Source organism: Clostridium sp. (assembly GCF_051278035.1).
Lineage (GTDB): Bacteria > Bacillota > Clostridia > Clostridiales > Clostridiaceae > Clostridium_AD.
In genome coordinates this window covers 1-17,632 of record NZ_JBNMNU010000028.1, presented here as the reverse complement: position 1 = coordinate 17,632, position 17,632 = coordinate 1, and the positions used below count along the sequence as shown (strand labels likewise).

Here is a 17,632-nt window from a genome sequence, read left to right as displayed (position 1 = left end):
TTATTATAAAAAAGGTGGTGATATTTTGGCATTAGAAGCAATAAAGAGTATAAAAAAAGCAGAGCAGCAAGGAACAGATATTATAAATAAGGCGATTTCGGATAGTAAGGATAGTTTGAAAAAATCTCAGATCGAAGCTCAGGAGCAATACAAAAAGATTTTAGAAGATGCAAAAACAGAAACTAAAAACATAATTGACGTTGCTAAGCAAGAAGCTGAAAAAATTTCCGAACCAATTTCACAAAAGGGCAAAACAGAAGTGGAGAGTATACTAAATTTGGAAAATGAAAGATTTGATAAGGCTGTTAATATAGTGGTTGAGAGGATAGTGAAAAATAATGGCAATAGTTAAAATGAGTAAATTCACATTGTTTGCCTTTGAATCACAAAAAGAAGCTTTACTAGATAGCCTTCACAAATTTGAAAATGTTCAATTTATTAACCTACAAGAATTTGAAGAAGAACATTTACAATCACTTGTAAAAGACTCAGAAAAAGAAAAGGTTTCTTATATAGAAGGTGAGCAGGCGAAAGTAAAATTTGCCCTTGAACTATTACTAAAGCACGCAGAAAAAGAAGGTGCTATAAAATCTTTAGTAAAGGGTAAAAACTTATTGAATTATGATGAGTTAGAAGCTTTAGCTAAAAAATCAAACTATGAAGAGAATTACAAAAATTTAAAAGAAAAAGATGCTGCTTTAACGCAGATGAAAAATGAAAAGACTAAGATTAATACAGAAATAGAAGCATTAACCCCTTGGAAATCACTAGATGCTAGTTTTAATGATCTAAAAGAGTTAAAGACTTCTGTGTTTGTAATGGGAACAATTCCGAAAGATTTTAAAGATACTTTTAGAGCAAAATTTGAAAGTGAAATTCTATACTCTTATCTAGAAGTTATTAGTGAAGTAAAAGATGAAATAAATGTAATTGCTTTAGTATATAAAGATTATGAAGATAAGGCTAATGAAATACTTAAACAAAATAGATTTAATGAAATTACTTTTGCATATGAGGGAACTCCAGCCCAGGTTGTTTTGTATTCAAACAAAAGATTAGCTGAAATAACAAAAGAGGAACAAAGAATAAATGTGCAAATAAAGCATGATTGTGAGTATATAGAAGATTTTAAAATAGTCTATGAATATTTATCAAATAAACATATAAAGGCTATAGCTTGCGAAAACTTCTTGAAAACAAAGTGCGTAGTTGCCCTAGAAGGTTGGGTACCAACAGGTTTAACAAGTGAACTTGAGAAGGCAGTAAAAGTTATAACAAAAGAAGATTTTTATTTGGAGCTAGAAGAAGCATCTAAGGAAGAGATTGATATACCTATACTTCTAGAGAATAATTCATTGGTAGAGCCTTTTGAATCAATAACATCAATGTATAGTTTACCGCAGTATTCAGAATTAGATCCAACTCCCCTACTTACACCTTTTTACATGGTGTTCTTTGGGATGATGGTGGCAGACATCGGATATGGAATACTAATGTTCGTAGCTGCGGCAATGGCATTAAAGAAATTTAATTTAGATGAAGGTCAGAAAAAATTTGCTAAGTTTTTTTTAGTGCTAAGTGTACCGACAACTGTTGCAGGTGCTATTTATGGAAGTTTCTTTGGTGATTTGATACCATTAATATCTAATAATAGCATATTAGACCCCGCTGATGATCTGATGGTAATACTTATTATATCTATAATAATGGGTGCGGTTCAAATTTACTTTGGTCTTGGAGTTAAAGCATACATGTTAATTAAAGATGGCAAGCCAATTGATGCTGTTTATGATGTTTTAACATGGGTAGCAGTAATAACAGGAGCGTTCTTCTTGTTGGCTGGAAAAAAACTAGGAATAGATGCAGGGGTAATCAATGTATGGAAATTGGTTATGGTAATAGGGATGGTTGGATTAGTATTAACTCAAGGAAGAGAAAATAAAAGTGTAGGTGGAAAAATTGGTGGAGGATTATATGGACTATATGGTGTTACTGGATACATAGGAGATTTGGTTTCATACTCAAGACTTATGGCTCTAGGACTTGCGGGTGGATTTATAGCATCTGCGTTTAATACTATTATTAGAATGCTACCTTCGCCATATAATATTATCTTAGGAGTGTTCATATTTATAGGGGCACAGTTGTTTAACTTATTATTAAGTGCACTAGGAGCTTATGTTCATAGCGCTAGACTTCAATATGTAGAATATTTTAGTAAGTTTTATGAAGGTGGAGGTAAAGCCTTTAAAGCATTTAAACCGAAGAATCAATATATTGAAGTGAAAAATGGAAAGAAAATTTAAGGAGGAGTTAATTATGACATTAATGGATTTTTTTGTACAAAATGGTGGTTATGTTTTTGCAGCATTAGGAATGGGGTTAGCAGTATTTTTGCCTGGGATAGGCTCAGCAAAAGGTGTAGGTATAGTTGGAGAAGCAGCAGCTGGACTCACAACTGAAGAACCGGAAAAATTCGGTAAAGCTCTTATTCTTCAATTGTTACCAGGTACACAAGGGCTTTATGGTTTTGTTATAGGGCTTATGATATTACCTAAGTTAACGGCTGGTATGTCTTTAGATATGGGTATGTTCTTATTTATGGCTTGTTTACCAATAGCGTTTGTAGGATTATATTCAGCTATTGCTCAGGCTAAAACAGCTGCAGCTGGTGTAGCGATACTCGCTAAAAACCCAGAACATACTACAAAAGCTATTATACTTTCTGTAATGGTTGAAACATACGCGATTTTAGCATTTGTAGTTTCAGTAATATTATTAAATACAACATTCTAATTTTAAAACTAAGCGCTTAGAGGATGTGAAAAATATGTCAAAATTAGATAGTTTAACAGCTAAGATAATAGAAGATGCTAATACTAAAGCAGAATTTATACTAAAAGAAGCTAAGGATACGCAGGCGTCAATGGTAGAAAAGAAAATTAAAGAAGCTGAAGCTTTAAAACTGCGAATGTTAGAAAAAGCTAAAATCGAAGCAATTACAGCAAAACAAAGGATTATATCAAATTCTCAGCTAACAATGAGAAATGAAAAGTTAGTTGCTATGCAAACAATGATTGATAAGGTATTTGTAGGAGCTTTAGAAAAGCTTTCACTAATAAATGATAGTGAATATCTTGAAATTCTAAAAAGATACCTTTTATCAATGCCAATAGCAGGAGATGAAGAAATAATACTTCCTGGGAAATATAAAGAAATAGTGAGTAAGAATTATTTATTTGAAATAAATACAGCACTAAAAACTTCTGGAAAGCTAGGACAATTAATTATTAGTTCTGAGTCTAGGGATATAAATAGTGGATTTATAGTGGTTAAAAATGGTATAGAGATTAACAACACTTTTGAAAGCTTAGTTAATTCTTTAAGAGATGAAATGGAAGCACTAATCGTTGAACAATTATTCAAATAAATTTAAGGGAAGATAGCAATTAATAATTGATATCTACTCCTGAGCAAAATAAGGAGGATAGCCATATATGGATAATATGAATTTCACACAAGCTGTGGCTAGGCTGAGAGTATTAGAAACAAGACTCCTTAATAAAGTAAAGATTGAGAGAATGATTGATAGTAACTCGGCTGAAGATGTCCTTAAAATCTTGCAGGAAACTGAGTATGCAGGTTTGATGGGAACTATAAAAATGGCAGAGGACTACAATGTATTACTTAAGGAGGAGTTGAAAAGAGTATATTCCCTTATGTATAAAGTTTCTCCAGACCGCACTATAGTAGATATTATGAGTCTTAAATATGATTATCATAATATCAAGGTACTATTAAAAGGCCGAGCTTTAGAAAAGGACTTTTCACATATGTTAATTCCAGTAGGTACAATAGATATAGAAAAATTAAAATTATATATTGAAACAATGGAATATAGGGATTTAAACCCTATTATGAGAGAAGGTATACTCAAAACAGAAAAAAGCTATGAGGAACTTAAAGATCCACAAAAGATAGATACTATAATTGACAAATATATGTATATAGACATGTTAGCTAGAGCAAAAGTTTTGAATATCGATTTTATAATTAATTATATTAAAAGAAGTATAGATTTTTCTAATATAAAAACAATTATAAGATTAAAAAAACAAGAAAAAAACACTGCTTTTTTGAAGGAAGTAATGCTTTCCGGTGGAGATATAGATGACGATATTTTAGTGAAAGCTTTTAATGACCCTATTGAAAATATGGCAATTAAATTTGCACTATCAAAATATGGGGAAGTTATAACACAAGGAATAGAAGAGTATATACAAACAGGCAAACTTTCAGTTCTTGAGAAGCTTTCGGAAAATTATATGATGAAGAATTTAAAAGATGCTAAATATGTTAGCTTTGGTCCAGAACCTATATTTGCCTATATTGCAGCAAAGGAAACTGAGATCAAGATAATAAGAATAATTATGGTTGGTAAATTAAACAATGTTAGTACTGATGTTATAAGAGAAAGGGTGCGTGATGTTTATGCATAAAGTAGGAGTAGTTGGAGATAAAGATTCAATACTTGCTTTTAAAGCCCTTGGAATTGAAGTATATCCTGTTATTGAAATTGAAGAGGCTAAGAAAGCTATAGATACAATGGCATTAAATAATTATGCAGTTATATTCGTTACAGAACAAATAGCTCAGCATTTAGACGAAACTATAAAGAGATATAATAAACAGATGCTTCCTGCCGTTATATTAATACCAAGTAATCAAGGCTCACTTAATATAGGAATGCAAAGAATTAGAGATAATGTAGAAAAAGCGGTGGGCGTAAATATTTTATAGAAAGGTAGGGAGATAACTTGAAAATCGGTAAAATTGTAAAAGTTTCAGGTCCTTTAGTTGTTGCTAAAGGCATGGAAGAAGCTAATATATACGATGTAGTTAAGGTTGGAGAAAAAGGCCTTGTTGGCGAAATTATCGAAATGAGAGGAGATAGAGCCTCCATTCAAGTATATGAGGAAACATCAGGTCTTGGACCCGGAGACCCAGTTGAAAGTACGGGGGCACCACTAAGTGTTGAACTTGGACCCGGGCTTATTGAATCAATGTTTGACGGTATTCAAAGACCTCTTGAAGCAATAAGAGCTATAGCTGGAAATTTCTTAACAAAGGGCGTGAATGTTGTACCTTTAGATAGGACGCGAAAATGGCAATTTGTTCCTACTGCAAAAGTTGGAGATGAAGTTTCATATGGTTATCAAATAGGTACAGTTCAGGAAACTACTGTTATCACTCAAAAGATAATGATTCCTAAGGGGATTTCCGGAACTATAACTTCTATAAAAGGTGGAGAATTCACTGTAGAGGAAATGATAGCAGAAGTTGAAACTCAAGATGGCATAAAAGAAATTAAATTAATGCAAAAATGGCCAGTAAGGAGTGGAAGACCATATGCTGAAAAATTAAACCCAGTAGAGCCATTAGTTACAGGGCAAAGAGTAATAGATACATTTTTCCCAGTAACTAAAGGTGGTACTGCATGTGTACCTGGTCCTTTTGGAAGTGGTAAAACAGTAGTTCAGCATCAATTAGCAAAATGGGCAGATGCTGAAATAATAGTTTATATAGGCTGCGGTGAGCGTGGAAATGAAATGACAGATGTTTTAAATGAGTTTCCAGAACTAAAAGATCCAAAAACTGGCGAATCTCTTATGAAAAGAACAGTGCTAATCGCTAATACCTCTAATATGCCGGTTGCAGCTAGAGAAGCTTCTGTATATACTGGAATAACTATTGCAGAGTATTTTAGAGATATGGGATTCTCTGTAGCATTAATGGCAGATTCTACATCTAGATGGGCCGAGGCACTTCGTGAAATGTCAGGAAGACTTGAAGAAATGCCAGGTGATGAAGGGTATCCAGCATACCTAGGTTCACGTGTAGCTGATTTTTATGAAAGATCTGGTAAGATCAAATGCGTTGGAGACGGCGATAGGGTAGGTGCTATTACAGTTATTGGTGCAGTTTCACCTCCAGGTGGAGATTTATCTGAACCAGTTACTCAAGCAACGCTTAGAATAGTTAAGGTGTTTTGGGGATTAGATGCTCAACTTGCTTATAAGAGACACTTTCCAGCAATAAATTGGTTAGAATCATATTCGTTATATTTAGATCAGACAACTGGTTGGATGAATGAGAATGTTGCAGAAGATTGGACTGAGCTTAGAGTTAAAGCTATGATAATACTTCAAGAAGAATCAAAACTTGATGAAATAGTAAGGCTTGTTGGAGTAGACGCTCTATCTGAAAAAGATAGATTGAAATTAGAAGTTGCAAAAACAATTAGAGAAGATTACTTACAACAAAATGCATTTCATGAGGTTGATACATATGCATCTTTAGATAAACAATATAAAATGTTAAAGCTCGTAATAACATTTCATGCTGAAGCTGAAAGAGCTTTAAAATCTGGTGTTTATTTGAAGACCATATTAGAAATGACCGTAAGGGACAAAATAGCAAGGGCAAAATATATTTCAGAAACTGAAATGTCAAAAATTGATGATATATACAAAGAACTATCTGAGCAAGTAGAAAAATTAATAGCGGAAGGAGGGGTTGTTAGTGCATAAAGAATACAGAACAATAACTGAAGTTGTAGGGCCACTCATGGTTGTAGAAAAAGTTGAAGGCGTCTGCTATGATGAACTAGTGGAAATAGAACTACAGACTGGCGAAATACGTAGCGGAAAAGTACTTGAAATAAATGAAGATAAAGCAATGGTTCAATTATTTGAAAGTTCTGCAGGAATTAACTTAAAAGGTAGTAAGGCTAAATTTCTAGGAAGACCACTTGAACTCGGTGTTTCCGAAGATATGCTTGGAAGAGTCTTTGATGGACTTGGTAGGCCTAAAGATGGTGGACCTAAAATTATTCCTGATAAGAAATTAGACATAAACGGAGAAGCACTAAACCCTGTAGCTAGAGACTATCCTTCTGAATTTATTCAAACAGGTATATCAGCTATTGATGGACTTAATACTTTAGTTAGAGGACAAAAATTACCAGTGTTTTCTGGTTCAGGTCTTCCACACGCACAGCTTGCTGCTCAAATAGCAAGACAAGCGAAAGTATTAAATTCTGATTCGAAATTTGTTGTTGTATTTGCAGCCATAGGTATAACTTTTCAAGAAGCACAATTCTTCGTAGATGATTTTACGAATACTGGTGCCATTGATAGGACTGTGTTATTTATGAATCTTGCAAATGACCCAGCTATTGAAAGAATTGCTACACCTAGAATGGCATTAACTACAGCAGAATATCTTGCTTATGAAAAAGGATATCATGTTCTTGTAATTATGACTGATATTACAAATTACTGTGAAGCTTTACGTGAAGTTTCAGCTGCAAGAAAAGAAGTTCCAGGTAGACGTGGATATCCAGGATATCTTTATACTGACCTTGCTATGCTGTATGAGAGAGCAGGAAGGATTAAAGGTCTTGAAGGTTCAATAACACAAATACCTATATTAACGATGCCTGAGGATGACATAACTCATCCAATTCCTGATTTAACAGGATATATAACTGAAGGACAAATTATTTTAAGTAGAGAACTTTATAAAAAAGGAATTATGCCTCCAGTAGATGTATTGCCTTCACTCTCAAGACTTAAGGATAAGGGTATAGGTAAAGGTAAAACAAGGGAAGACCATGCTGATACGATGAACCAATTATTTGCTGCATATGCTCAAGGTAAGCAAGCAAAAGAGCTAGCAGTTATACTAGGTGAGTCAGCCTTATCTGAAGCAGATAAAAAGTATGCAATATTTGCAGATGAGTTTGAGAAGCAGTATGTATCACAGGGGTTTGAAACTAATAGAACAATTGATGAAACAATAAACTTAGGATGGGAGCTTCTATCTATTCTACCGAGAAATGAACTTAAGAGAATTAGAGATGAATTTGTAGAAAAATACTTACCAATAAAAGAGGGTGAGTAAACATGGCAAGGTTAAATGTCAACCCGACTAGAATGGAGCTGACTAAGCTTAAAAAAAGATTAGGTACAGCGACTCGTGGACATAAATTATTAAAAGATAAACAAGATGAACTTATGAGAAGGTTTATTGATCTTATAAAACATAATAATGAGCTAAGAAAGAATGTTGAAGATGAACTGCAAAATGCTTATAAGGATTTTCTTATGGCAAGCGCCTTAATGTCTTCAGAATTTCTAGAGGAGGCTATTGCCTATCCAAAAGAAAATATTTCTGTGGAAGTAGAAACAAAAAATCTTATGAGTGTTAATGTTCCATTAATGAAATTTGTAAGAAAATTAGAAGATGATCCTGGCAGCATATATCCTTATGGATTTGCTAACACATCAGCAGATCTTGATGGAGCTATAGAAAAGCTGTATCTAATTCTACCAAAACTTTTAGAACTAGCGGAAGTAGAGAAAACATGCCAACTTTTGGCAGATGAGATTGAAAAAACTAGAAGAACAGTTAATGCTCTTGAGTATATGATAATACCTCAACTTCAGGATACTATAAAGTATATAAAAATGAAGCTTGATGAAAACGAAAGAGGAGCTTTAACAAGACTTATGAAGGTTAAAAGTATGATGGAAGAATCTCAAAGAATAGCAGAAGAAAAAAGAATTAATGGATAAGTATGAAGAAATTAAGGCATTATTATGATGCCTTAGTTTTTTTTATTAAAATTTAAGTTGATGTATATGGCTAATTAGAATAGAATATATAATGAAAGTAACAAAATATATTGCTTATAAGAGAAGTAATATAACAAAATAATGAAGTAAGGAGAATTAATATGGCGGTTAGAAAAATTTTGCAATATGGAGATAAACGTCTAAATACAGTTTGTCAGCCAATTAATAAAATAGATGGAAAAATTTTAAATTTAATAGATGATATGATGGATACTCTTTATGAGGGCAATGGAATAGGGCTCGCTGCTCCACAAATAGGTATTTTAAAAAGAATTATCTTAATTGATTTAGGAGAAGAAGAAGGAGAGCCAATAATAGTTATAAATCCTAAAATAACGGCTAAGTCAGGAAATGAAAAGGATTATGAAGGTTGTCTAAGCTACGTAGGATATGAAGGTGAAGTGTATAGGCCTACGAGTGTTACAGTTAAAGGAATTAACGTTAAAGGGAAGCCAGTTACTTATGAGGCCGAAGGATTACTTGCAAGAGCCTTTTGTCATGAAATAGACCATTTAGATGGGATACTATATATGTCAAGAGCTGAGGGAATGCAGGAACTAGTCGAAGAATAATTTTATAAGAAAATCATACCACTTGATTATTAACATTATAATAGACCCTATAAGGTAGATAGTTAAAAACAGAGACCTACTTGTCTCAAATAAATTAACTGACTCTATTTTATAGGGTCTTTTTTGTTATGATTAATGCATCAAGTTAGGGGAGTGCTGCTAAGCTTTGTTTTTTTCTAGAAGAGCTGTAAATAATATATAATGTGGTAGGATTTAAAATTAAAGGCAATTATCAATATAATACTTTAGTCTTTCAATCCAAGATGGAATTTCAATATCTAAAGTGCGTTTTATATGCGAACTATCAGCACAGGTGTATTTAGAATCATTAATTAGATTAGATAAAATCTTATCTGAAGTAACAATTAATGGAACATTAAGATCACTAAACTCTATTATACTATTTATTAGCGTTGACTTTGATAAGCAGCCATTATTACTATAGTTATATATTCCATATTTTTCAGTAGTTAAAAGTCGTTGGATGATTTCTGTTAAATCTCCAATATAAGTTACTGAAAGGGTAGGATTTGAAAATAGATAAATAGTTGTGTGCTTACCATTTATAAGGTTTCTAACAAAACAATCATTGCCACCAAAGATATTAGAGGTACGAACAATGAAATATTTTTTGCAAATGGTTTGAATTAATTCTTCACCACCTAATTTACTCTTACTGAATGCATTTAGTGGAATGCATTCATCAGTTTCGTTGTAAGGTAGTGATTTAGTATAACCGTATACATCTGTGCTGGATAGATATATTAAGGGTATATTAAGCGAATTACAACACTTTGCAATGTTTAAGGTGCCTAGAGTGTTTACACCATATGCTAAAGATTCATGGTATTCACAAAAATGTTTATTTGTAATTGCTGCAGTATGAATTACTGCGTCAGGCTTTAATTCATTCATAACTTTTTGGGTAGCTATTTTATCCGTTATGTTAAGTTCAGTCTTATCTAATCCATATATAACATGCGATTTTGACAAAACGTTACAAAGATAAGCTCCAATATTACCTTTTGCACCAGTTATTAAGATATTCATAAATTCCTCCCCAAAGTACATGCTATTAAAGTATATGAATTAATATTTTTATTATTAGTATCCTTGAAGAAAAACATGTTATTTTTTAGAGAATACTTTAACATATTGGAGATAAACTATAAAGTAGAAAGTTTTTTTATATTAGCAAATACATTTATTAATCAATAATAGTTATCAGTTGAAGAAGTTAGTTAAATGTGGTAAAATATATTATAAGTTTGATGATTAAAATGGTAGGAAATTATAGAATTATAGAAGTATAAGGAGGATTTTAGGAATGAAAACAACAAAATTAAAAGATAATATATATTGGGTTGGTGTAAATGACCCTAAACTCAGAGTTTTTGATATTATTATGGAAACAAAGAAAGGAACTACTTATAATTCATATTTAATAGATGATGAAAAAGTAGCCATAATAGACTCAGTAAAAACTGGTTTTTTTGATGAGTTTTTAGGTAAAATAAAAGGTGTTATTGGTGAGAGAAAAGTTGATTATATAATTGTTCAACATACAGAACTCGATCATAGTGGATCACTAGTTAAACTCTTAGAAGTTTATCCAGAAGCTGTTATTATTGCTTCAACTGCTGCATTAAGTTATTTAAAAGAAATTATGAACAGGGAATTTAATAGTGAAAAAGCCGCAGGAGAACTTTGTTTAGGTAAAAATACGCTGAAATTTATTTCTGCACCAAATTTACATTGGCCAGATACAATGTTTACGTATGCAGTTGAAGAAAAAATACTATTTACATGTGATGTATTTGGATGTCATTATTCCCCAAGCAATTGTATAACAGATGCTTGTTCCGGTGACTATTTTGAGGAAATGAAATATTACTTTGATGTTATAATGGGACCTTTTAAAAAATTTGTAAATATGGGCCTTGATAAAATCACTGATTTACAACTAGATATGGTTGCACCAAGTCATGGACCTATACATGTAGATGACATTAAAATGTATGTAGACCTTTATAGAAAGTGGGCTGAAATTCACGAAATAAAAGAAAAAAACATTCAAATTTTCTACGTTTCTGCTTACGAAAACACTGCAGTTATGGGTGAATATCTAGCAAAGATAATTAATGAAAAGGGCATAAAAGCTGAGGCACATGAAATTACATCAATGAAGCTAAGCGATATTGTGGAATTAATTGAAAGTGCAAGTGGCATTATGATCGGTTCACCTACTATTAATCAAGATGCTGTAAAGCCAGCTTGGGATGTTCTGTCACTTGTATGTCCTATAACCAATAGAGGTAAGGTTGCTGCAGCTTTCGGTTCATATGGATGGAGTGGAGAGGGTGTACCTATGCTTACAGAAAGGTTAAGATCATTAAAATTTAAAGTAGTTCCGGAAGGATTGAAATTTAAATTTGTTCCAGATAATAAAGAATATGATGCAGCTAACAAATTTGTTGGAGAATATTTAGAACTCTTTAAGTAGGAATCACAACGAGTAACTTATGGATGTATGGAGGTGTTTTTTTGAATAAACAATATATTATAAATTTTCTGATGAAAAATGGGTTAAGTGATTTAGATGAAATTAAGTATAAAAATGACACCATTGCTCTAAAGTTTAAATATTATTATGATGAAACAGAAATAGAAGCCGCTACATCTTTTGCAGACGACGAAGGGGATTTAAAGCAGAATAAAGAGGAATGGTACGAAGAATATTTTTTGCCTTATCTAAGTGATATTGCAGCAGACAATGTGGAAGATATTATGGAAGAATGTGCTGAAGAATTGAGAATTGAGTACGAATTCATTGGATGTGATATATCAGAAGATGACTATGAATTTAATGAATTCGCAGTGGTTTTTTATGGTAAGGATGCTGACATCGAAATTGATGATATTTTAATGCAATTAGATTTTTAGCTTATAATATATGTTGAGATTTATGATTATAGTAATACCTGAACTTTCAAGCCGCTTTTTTTATAGCGGCTTGAATTTTCTGATATTTGACTATAATTTCATCTAATTCCTGACTACAGGAGACAACTAGTTTGTCTGTAGGTTTTCTATGATTCAGTAGTAAATGTAGAACCATTCTTAATGATTCTAGTTGTTTTTTTATGAGACTGGCTTTAATATTCATGTAATTATACCTCTTATTCTTTTATTTTCGGCTAGCAAGTACATTATACCAAATAATTCAATCAATGTTAAATTTTTTATAAGATAATAAAGTATAAAAAACTACATATTAACCTAAAATAGCAGAAAATAAATAGTTTTATTATGGTAATATATTACAAAAAACAACGAGATATGTTGAAAAGAGCCAATTTACATAATATGTAATTGGCGAAAAAGGTCTTAAATTTCTTGTTCTATAATTGTAATAATAGAATATATTCATTTGAATTATATAAGAGTAAAATAATTTTAATGCATAAAAAGCTTAAAATAAGGAGTGGTATTGTGGACGAACTAACCAAAAGGATAAATTATCTTTATAAAAAAAGTAAAGAAGAAGGACTAACAGAGCAAGAAAAAATAGAGCAACAAGAATTAAGACAGAAATATATTGATAATGTTAAAAGAAATTTCAAATCTCAGTTGGATACAATTAAAAAAGTTTAAAATTATAGAAAGGAGGAGTTCTAATGGCAGTTGCTATAGAGGAATTAATAAAGCATTTTAAGTTAGAGGTTTTAGTAGAAGGAGAAAAGGGTAAATTAATTAATGTTACAGATATTAATAGACCAGGTCTTCAAATTGCAGGATTCTATAAGTACTTTGATAGTAAAAGAGTTCAATTATTTGGAATGGCGGAGTGGAGTTTCTTAGATTGTATGGAATCAGATCTTAGAAAGAAAAGATTGAATAAGTATTTTCAATTTGATACACCATGTGTTATTTTTACTAGGCAATTAGAACCTCACAATGAAATTATCAAAGCAGCAGAGGAAAATGGACGATGGTTATTGCGTACAAAATTAATTTCTACAAGATTCATTAGTAAACTTAGCAATTTTTTAGATACTAAGTTAGCACCGGAAACTAGGCTTCATGGTGTTTTAGTAGATGTTTATGGTATAGGAATACTATTAAGTGGAGAAAGTGGTATAGGTAAGAGTGAATGTGCGCTAGAATTAATAAAGAGAGGGCATAGACTGATTGCTGACGATGCAGTAGATATTAAAGAAATAGATGGAATACTTCTTGGAAGTTGTCCATACATAACAACAGGGATGTTGGAAGTTAGAGGTATGGGAATAATAGATATTCCAGCAATTTATGGTACGAGTTCCCTTTTAACTACCAAAACTATTAGTATACTTATTTCTCTTAATTTGTGGAATGAGAATGAAGAATATGATAGGCTTGGTATAGATGATGAATTTACCAAAATTCTAAATGTGCATTTAAGAAAAATAACTTTGCCAATTAGACCAGGTAGAAATATAGCAGTCATAATAGAAGCAGCGGCAGCTAATTATAGATATAGTATGAATTCTAAGATAACTCCTGTTGAAACTATAAATATGAGAATAGCAGAAGTAACTAAATCAAAAAAGAGTTAAAACTAAAGAAATATACTTAAGTATTTGTAATTTAGTAGAAAATTTAGTAAAATGATGAATGTAGAAATTATTTACATGAGGAGGAAATAAGTATGACAGATGTTAAAAGTCTAGAAAAAAAATATGATGTAGCATGGGATAAGTATACTAAAAATGATATTGAAAAGGTATTTGCATTATCTGATAGTTATATAGATTTCATGTCAAAATGTAAAACTGAAAGAGAATGTGTAACAGAAGTTATTACACTCGCAGAAAAAAATGGATACAAAAATATTGATACATTTATAAATAAAGAAGATACATTAAAAGCTGGTGATAAAGTTTATGCTAACTGTATGGGGAAAACACTAGCATTATTTTTAATTGGTTCTGAACCTATTGAAAAGGGTTTTAAAATTTTAGGTGCTCATGTTGACTCACCAAGACTTGATTTTAAACAAAACCCATTATATGAGGATTCAGATTTAGCACTAGCTAAAACTCATTACTATGGAGGAGTTAAGAAGTATCAATGGGTTACTATACCTTTAGCTATCCATGGTGTTGTGGTTAAGAAAGATGGCACAGTTATAAATATAGTAATAGGAGAGGATGAAAAAGAACCAGTAGTCGGAATTTCAGACCTTTTAATTCACTTATCTGCAGACCAAATGCAAAAAACTATGGCAAAGGGTATTGAAGGTGAAGATCTAAACGTGTTCATGGGAAGTATACCAGTAGAAGATAAAGATGCTAAAAATAGAGTTAAGTTGAATATATTAAGACTTTTAAATGATAAATATGATATAGATGAAGAAGATTTTGTATCATCAGAACTCGAAGTAGTACCAGCAGGACGTGCTAGGCACTATGGACTAGATAGTAGTATGGTTATGGCTTATGGGCATGATGATAGAGTTTGTGCTTACACATCTTATCAAGCATTAATGAACATTAAAGAAACAGATAAAACTTGTATTGTTTTGCTTGTGGACAAAGAAGAAGTTGGAAGTATCGGTGCAACAGGCATGCAATCAAGATTCTTTGAAAACACAGTAGCTGAAGTTGTTAATTTGATGGGAGAATACAGCGATTTAAAAGTAAGAAGAGCACTCGCGAATTCTAAAATGTTATCTTCTGACGTAAGTGCTGCATACGATCCTAATTTTCCATTAGTTATGGAAAAACGTAATTCTGCGTACTTCGGAAAAGGAATAGTTTTTAATAAGTATACTGGAGCTCGTGGAAAAGGTGGTTGTAATGATGCCAATCCAGAATTTATTGCAGAGCTTAGAAGTATAATGGAAAAACATAAAATTTCATGGCAAACATCAGAACTTGGTAAAGTAGATCAAGGTGGCGGTGGTACTATTGCTTATATACTAGCTGAATATGGTATGCAAGTTATTGATTCAGGAGTTCCTCTTCATAATATGCATGCGCCATTGGAAATTGCAAGTAAAGCAGATATATATGAAGCTCTTAGGGCTTATGAAGCCTTCCTTATTGAAATTTAACAAATAAAAAGGAGATGTGTAAACATCTCCTTTTTATGATTCTAATGCATTTACAAAGGTGGCTAGTTCGTTGTGGCTTAGGGAAACTGAACCAATAACACCATGACTGGTATCCGAGGTTGTTATTCCATGAAAATCTGAACCAGCAGTAATTAATATGTTATACTCTTTAGCTTTCGCCTTTAGATAAGATTTTTGTTTTTTTGAATTTTGTGGATATACTGCCTCAATCCCATCGAAACCAAAGCGTAACATTTCATCTATAGAAGAATTTTTAATTAGAACAGGGTGTGCAAGTACCACTAATGCATTATGTTCTCTTAATAAATTTATGCCATTGGATGTTGAAATTTTCTTGGTTTGAACATATGCAGGGCTATCATTTGATAACAGTGTATCAAATATATATTTCCAATCATATTTGTAACCAGCATTTATTATGGCTTTAGCTATATGAGGTCTAGCTATTACTCCTTTGGCCTCATCTGAAATTTGTTTATAGTCTAATTTTATATTAAAAAAAGTATCTAAATTTTCTACTATTTTTTTAGCTCTTACTATTCTATAATTAGCCATGTCATACAACAAATTCTGAAAGTATGGATCTTTATACTTATCGTCTTTAAAATAGCCCAGTATATGAATACTTTCATCATTATGAATAGTAGAGAGTTCTATACCAGGGATTACCCTTATATTTTTAATTACACCTTCGCTAATGCCTTCTTCAACATTTAAAGTGGTGTCATGATCTGTTATTGCAATAATATCTAAGCCACTTGAATAAGCTTCATAAATTAATTCCTTAGGGTTTAGTTTTCCATCAGATGCATTTGTATGAAGATGAAAATCACCTTTATTGTACATATAATCACCTCGAGTATTTAAATTATTATTTATTATATTGTGCCATCTATCATTCTACATAATAATTGGCAATAATAAAAGGGGTTTTATATAAATATAAATATTATTTATAGAATATATTAATATTTATAAAATTTTCATGTATTATTTGATATAATGAGATAATTATATGAAAAAAGGAGCTAGTTATGTTTTTAATGACAGACGATTATGATTCTAAAATTAATCTTATTATAGAAAACCATATTTTTCAGAAAAACATGCTTTCTATAGAGGTTTTTGAAAAACACAGGGAATTTTGTAAACATGATTTGCAGCACTTTTTAGACGTGGCAAGAATTATGTACATAATGAATTTGGAAAACATATTTAATTTGCCCAAACATATAATTTATGCGACTGCACTTTTACATGATATAGGTAGGGCGAAGCAGTATGAAAATGGAACCCCTCATGACATTGCCTCAGTGCAAATTGCTAAAAATATATTATTGCAGTGCAAATATGATACAAGAGAAATAAATGAGATTTTAGAGGCTATAACTAAGCATAGAAATAATTTAGGAAATCCAAATACGTTGCCTTATTTATTATATAAGTGCGACAAGCTTTCAAGGAATTGTCTTAATTGCAAGGCTACAGTTAATTGTAATTGGAAAGAGAACAAGAAAAATTTCAAGTTAACTTACTAAGAATTGGGAGGGGTTTTATGAAAATAGGGAACCAAGATTTTGAAATAGGAAAAAAAACTTACATTATGGGGATTTTAAATGTTACCCCTGATTCTTTTTCAGATGGAGGAAGATTTAATGATATGTCTGAAGCCATAAATCAAGCGAAAAAAATGGTTGACGAGGGAGCAGATATTATTGACATTGGTGGAGAGTCCACAAGACCTGGTCATGAAGACGTAAGTGAGGAAGAAGAAATAAAAAGGGTCATCCCTGTAGTAGAGGCTTTAAGCAAGGTGATTAAGATTCCTATTTCAGTGGATACATATAAAGGCAGGGTTGCAGAACTTGCCTTAGATGCGGGAGCAGCTATGATTAATGATGTGTGGGGATTTAAGAAAGATCCCTGCATTGCTAGAGTTGCGGCCAAGTATAATGTGCCTTGCTGTTTAATGCATAATAGAAATAATAAGAATTACAATAATTTAATCCAAGATATATTAAAAGATTTAAAAGAGTCTATTGAAATTGCACTAAAGGCAGGAGTTAAGAGTGAAAATATAATATTAGATCCAGGTATTGGGTTTGCAAAAAATTATAATGATAATCTAAAAACTATGAGAAGATTAGAAAAGCTAAATAGTTTAGGATATCCGTTACTACTTGGGACTTCTAGAAAATCCATGGTAGGATTTGCACTGGATTTACCAGTAGGTGAGAGGCTAG

At 31.8% G+C, this 17,632-nt stretch carries 20 protein-coding genes; 17 read left to right on the top strand and 3 right to left on the bottom strand.

Features of this window, described 5'->3' with window-relative positions; translation table 11 throughout:
* The first annotated feature begins 25 nt into the window (after window positions 1–25).
* The 10 genes from ACJAX4_RS06185 to def all read left to right on the top strand — a co-directional run bounded on the left by ACJAX4_RS06185 (window position 26) and on the right by def (window position 9,271).
* Window positions 26–352, top strand: coding sequence for an ATPase (locus tag ACJAX4_RS06185; RefSeq protein ID WP_435788581.1), 327 nt, complete (start codon window positions 26–28; stop codon window positions 350–352).
* Window positions 339–2,306 carry a V-type ATP synthase subunit I gene (locus ACJAX4_RS06180; RefSeq protein WP_435788580.1) on the top strand — a complete coding sequence of 656 codons (1,968 nt, stop codon included), beginning with the start codon at window positions 339–341 and terminating at the stop codon, window positions 2,304–2,306. The genes ACJAX4_RS06185 and ACJAX4_RS06180 overlap by 14 nt, the downstream gene beginning before the upstream one ends.
* A gap of 13 nt (window positions 2,307–2,319) precedes the next feature.
* Window positions 2,320–2,796, top strand: coding sequence for a V-type ATP synthase subunit K (locus tag ACJAX4_RS06175; protein WP_435788579.1), 477 nt, complete (start codon window positions 2,320–2,322; stop codon window positions 2,794–2,796).
* A gap of 34 nt (window positions 2,797–2,830) precedes the next feature.
* The gene (locus ACJAX4_RS06170; RefSeq protein ID WP_435788578.1) at window positions 2,831–3,430 is read left to right on the top strand and encodes a V-type ATP synthase subunit E; all 600 of its coding nucleotides are present in this window, start codon (window positions 2,831–2,833) and stop codon (window positions 3,428–3,430) included.
* Window positions 3,431–3,497: 67 nt separating this feature from the next.
* Complete coding sequence (locus tag ACJAX4_RS06165) at window positions 3,498–4,499, top strand: V-type ATP synthase subunit C (protein WP_435788577.1); 1,002 nt, start codon at window positions 3,498–3,500, stop codon at window positions 4,497–4,499.
* Window positions 4,492–4,800 carry a V-type ATP synthase subunit F gene (locus ACJAX4_RS06160; protein WP_435788576.1) on the top strand — a complete coding sequence of 103 codons (309 nt, stop codon included), beginning with the start codon at window positions 4,492–4,494 and terminating at the stop codon, window positions 4,798–4,800. The genes ACJAX4_RS06165 and ACJAX4_RS06160 overlap by 8 nt, the downstream gene beginning before the upstream one ends.
* A gap of 17 nt (window positions 4,801–4,817) precedes the next feature.
* Window positions 4,818–6,590 carry a V-type ATP synthase subunit A gene (locus ACJAX4_RS06155; protein WP_435788575.1) on the top strand — a complete coding sequence of 591 codons (1,773 nt, stop codon included), beginning with the start codon at window positions 4,818–4,820 and terminating at the stop codon, window positions 6,588–6,590.
* Complete coding sequence (locus ACJAX4_RS06150) at window positions 6,583–7,965, top strand: V-type ATP synthase subunit B (RefSeq protein ID WP_435788574.1); 1,383 nt, start codon at window positions 6,583–6,585, stop codon at window positions 7,963–7,965. The genes ACJAX4_RS06155 and ACJAX4_RS06150 overlap by 8 nt, the downstream gene beginning before the upstream one ends.
* A gap of 2 nt (window positions 7,966–7,967) precedes the next feature.
* Window positions 7,968–8,639, top strand: coding sequence for a V-type ATP synthase subunit D (locus ACJAX4_RS06145; protein WP_435788573.1), 672 nt, complete (start codon window positions 7,968–7,970; stop codon window positions 8,637–8,639).
* Window positions 8,640–8,800: 161 nt separating this feature from the next.
* Complete coding sequence (gene def, locus ACJAX4_RS06140) at window positions 8,801–9,271, top strand: peptide deformylase (protein ID WP_435788572.1); 471 nt, start codon at window positions 8,801–8,803, stop codon at window positions 9,269–9,271.
* 219 nt (window positions 9,272–9,490) lie between these two features.
* Here the strand turns inward: def and ACJAX4_RS06135 are convergent, their stop codons facing one another.
* Window positions 9,491–10,321 carry an SDR family oxidoreductase gene (locus ACJAX4_RS06135; protein WP_435788571.1) on the bottom strand — a complete coding sequence of 277 codons (831 nt, stop codon included), beginning with the start codon at window positions 10,319–10,321 and terminating at the stop codon, window positions 9,491–9,493.
* A gap of 277 nt (window positions 10,322–10,598) precedes the next feature.
* On the opposite strand from ACJAX4_RS06135, the gene ACJAX4_RS06130 reads away from it, so the two are divergent.
* Both ACJAX4_RS06130 and ACJAX4_RS06125 read left to right on the top strand, forming a co-directional pair.
* Window positions 10,599–11,774: an FprA family A-type flavoprotein gene (locus ACJAX4_RS06130; RefSeq protein WP_435788570.1), complete on the top strand. Its 1,176-nt coding sequence runs from the start codon at window positions 10,599–10,601 to the stop codon at window positions 11,772–11,774.
* A 41-nt stretch (window positions 11,775–11,815) separates the two neighbouring features.
* Complete coding sequence (locus ACJAX4_RS06125) at window positions 11,816–12,214, top strand: hypothetical protein (RefSeq protein WP_435788569.1); 399 nt, start codon at window positions 11,816–11,818, stop codon at window positions 12,212–12,214.
* A gap of 46 nt (window positions 12,215–12,260) precedes the next feature.
* On the opposite strand, the gene ACJAX4_RS06120 is transcribed toward ACJAX4_RS06125, so the two are convergent.
* A complete protein-coding gene (locus ACJAX4_RS06120; protein WP_435788568.1) occupies window positions 12,261–12,437 on the bottom strand; it encodes a Spo0E family sporulation regulatory protein-aspartic acid phosphatase in 177 nt (58 codons plus the stop codon).
* 293 nt (window positions 12,438–12,730) lie between these two features.
* On the opposite strand from ACJAX4_RS06120, the gene ACJAX4_RS06115 reads away from it, so the two are divergent.
* The 3 genes from ACJAX4_RS06115 to ACJAX4_RS06105 all read left to right on the top strand — a co-directional run bounded on the left by ACJAX4_RS06115 (window position 12,731) and on the right by ACJAX4_RS06105 (window position 15,368).
* A complete protein-coding gene (locus ACJAX4_RS06115) occupies window positions 12,731–12,925 on the top strand; it encodes a DUF896 domain-containing protein (RefSeq protein WP_435788567.1) in 195 nt (64 codons plus the stop codon).
* Window positions 12,926–12,948: 23 nt separating this feature from the next.
* Complete coding sequence (hprK, locus tag ACJAX4_RS06110; protein ID WP_435788566.1) at window positions 12,949–13,869, top strand: HPr(Ser) kinase/phosphatase; 921 nt, start codon at window positions 12,949–12,951, stop codon at window positions 13,867–13,869.
* Window positions 13,870–13,961: 92 nt separating this feature from the next.
* Window positions 13,962–15,368 carry an aminopeptidase gene (locus ACJAX4_RS06105; RefSeq protein ID WP_435788565.1) on the top strand — a complete coding sequence of 469 codons (1,407 nt, stop codon included), beginning with the start codon at window positions 13,962–13,964 and terminating at the stop codon, window positions 15,366–15,368.
* Window positions 15,369–15,401: 33 nt separating this feature from the next.
* Here the strand turns inward: ACJAX4_RS06105 and ACJAX4_RS06100 are convergent, their stop codons facing one another.
* Entirely contained in the window at window positions 15,402–16,235 is an 834-nt protein-coding gene (locus tag ACJAX4_RS06100; RefSeq protein WP_435788564.1) for a PHP domain-containing protein, read from the bottom strand.
* Between the two features lie 188 nt (window positions 16,236–16,423).
* Here ACJAX4_RS06100 and ACJAX4_RS06095 point away from each other — a divergent pair, with 188 nt between their 5' ends.
* Both ACJAX4_RS06095 and folP read left to right on the top strand, forming a co-directional pair.
* The gene (locus tag ACJAX4_RS06095; protein ID WP_435788563.1) at window positions 16,424–16,927 is read left to right on the top strand and encodes an HD domain-containing protein; all 504 of its coding nucleotides are present in this window, start codon (window positions 16,424–16,426) and stop codon (window positions 16,925–16,927) included.
* Between the two features lie 17 nt (window positions 16,928–16,944).
* A partial coding sequence (gene folP, locus ACJAX4_RS06090) for a dihydropteroate synthase (RefSeq protein WP_435788562.1) occupies window positions 16,945–17,632 on the top strand: 688 nt, incomplete at its 3' end.

Excerpts from the sequence above, each read along its gene's own strand:
- def (WP_435788572.1), top strand. The coding sequence starts at position 8,801 with ATGGCGGTTAGAAAAATTTTGCAATATGGAGATAAACGTCTAAATACA.
- ACJAX4_RS06095 (WP_435788563.1), top strand. The coding sequence starts at position 16,424 with ATGTTTTTAATGACAGACGATTATGATTCTAAAATTAATCTTATTATA.
- ACJAX4_RS06160 (WP_435788576.1), top strand. The coding sequence starts at position 4,492 with ATGCATAAAGTAGGAGTAGTTGGAGATAAAGATTCAATACTTGCTTTT.
- ACJAX4_RS06175 (WP_435788579.1), top strand. The coding sequence starts at position 2,320 with ATGACATTAATGGATTTTTTTGTACAAAATGGTGGTTATGTTTTTGCA.
- ACJAX4_RS06165 (WP_435788577.1), top strand. The coding sequence starts at position 3,498 with ATGGATAATATGAATTTCACACAAGCTGTGGCTAGGCTGAGAGTATTA.
- ACJAX4_RS06115 (WP_435788567.1), top strand. The coding sequence starts at position 12,731 with ATGCATAAAAAGCTTAAAATAAGGAGTGGTATTGTGGACGAACTAACC.
- ACJAX4_RS06170 (WP_435788578.1), top strand. The coding sequence starts at position 2,831 with ATGTCAAAATTAGATAGTTTAACAGCTAAGATAATAGAAGATGCTAAT.
- ACJAX4_RS06180 (WP_435788580.1), top strand. The coding sequence starts at position 339 with ATGGCAATAGTTAAAATGAGTAAATTCACATTGTTTGCCTTTGAATCA.
- ACJAX4_RS06120 (WP_435788568.1), bottom strand. The coding sequence starts at position 12,437 with ATGAATATTAAAGCCAGTCTCATAAAAAAACAACTAGAATCATTAAGA.
- hprK (WP_435788566.1), top strand. The coding sequence starts at position 12,949 with ATGGCAGTTGCTATAGAGGAATTAATAAAGCATTTTAAGTTAGAGGTT.
- ACJAX4_RS06105 (WP_435788565.1), top strand. The coding sequence starts at position 13,962 with ATGACAGATGTTAAAAGTCTAGAAAAAAAATATGATGTAGCATGGGAT.
- ACJAX4_RS06145 (WP_435788573.1), top strand. The coding sequence starts at position 7,968 with ATGGCAAGGTTAAATGTCAACCCGACTAGAATGGAGCTGACTAAGCTT.
- ACJAX4_RS06100 (WP_435788564.1), bottom strand. The coding sequence starts at position 16,235 with ATGTACAATAAAGGTGATTTTCATCTTCATACAAATGCATCTGATGGA.
- ACJAX4_RS06130 (WP_435788570.1), top strand. The coding sequence starts at position 10,599 with ATGAAAACAACAAAATTAAAAGATAATATATATTGGGTTGGTGTAAAT.
- ACJAX4_RS06135 (WP_435788571.1), bottom strand. The coding sequence starts at position 10,321 with ATGAATATCTTAATAACTGGTGCAAAAGGTAATATTGGAGCTTATCTT.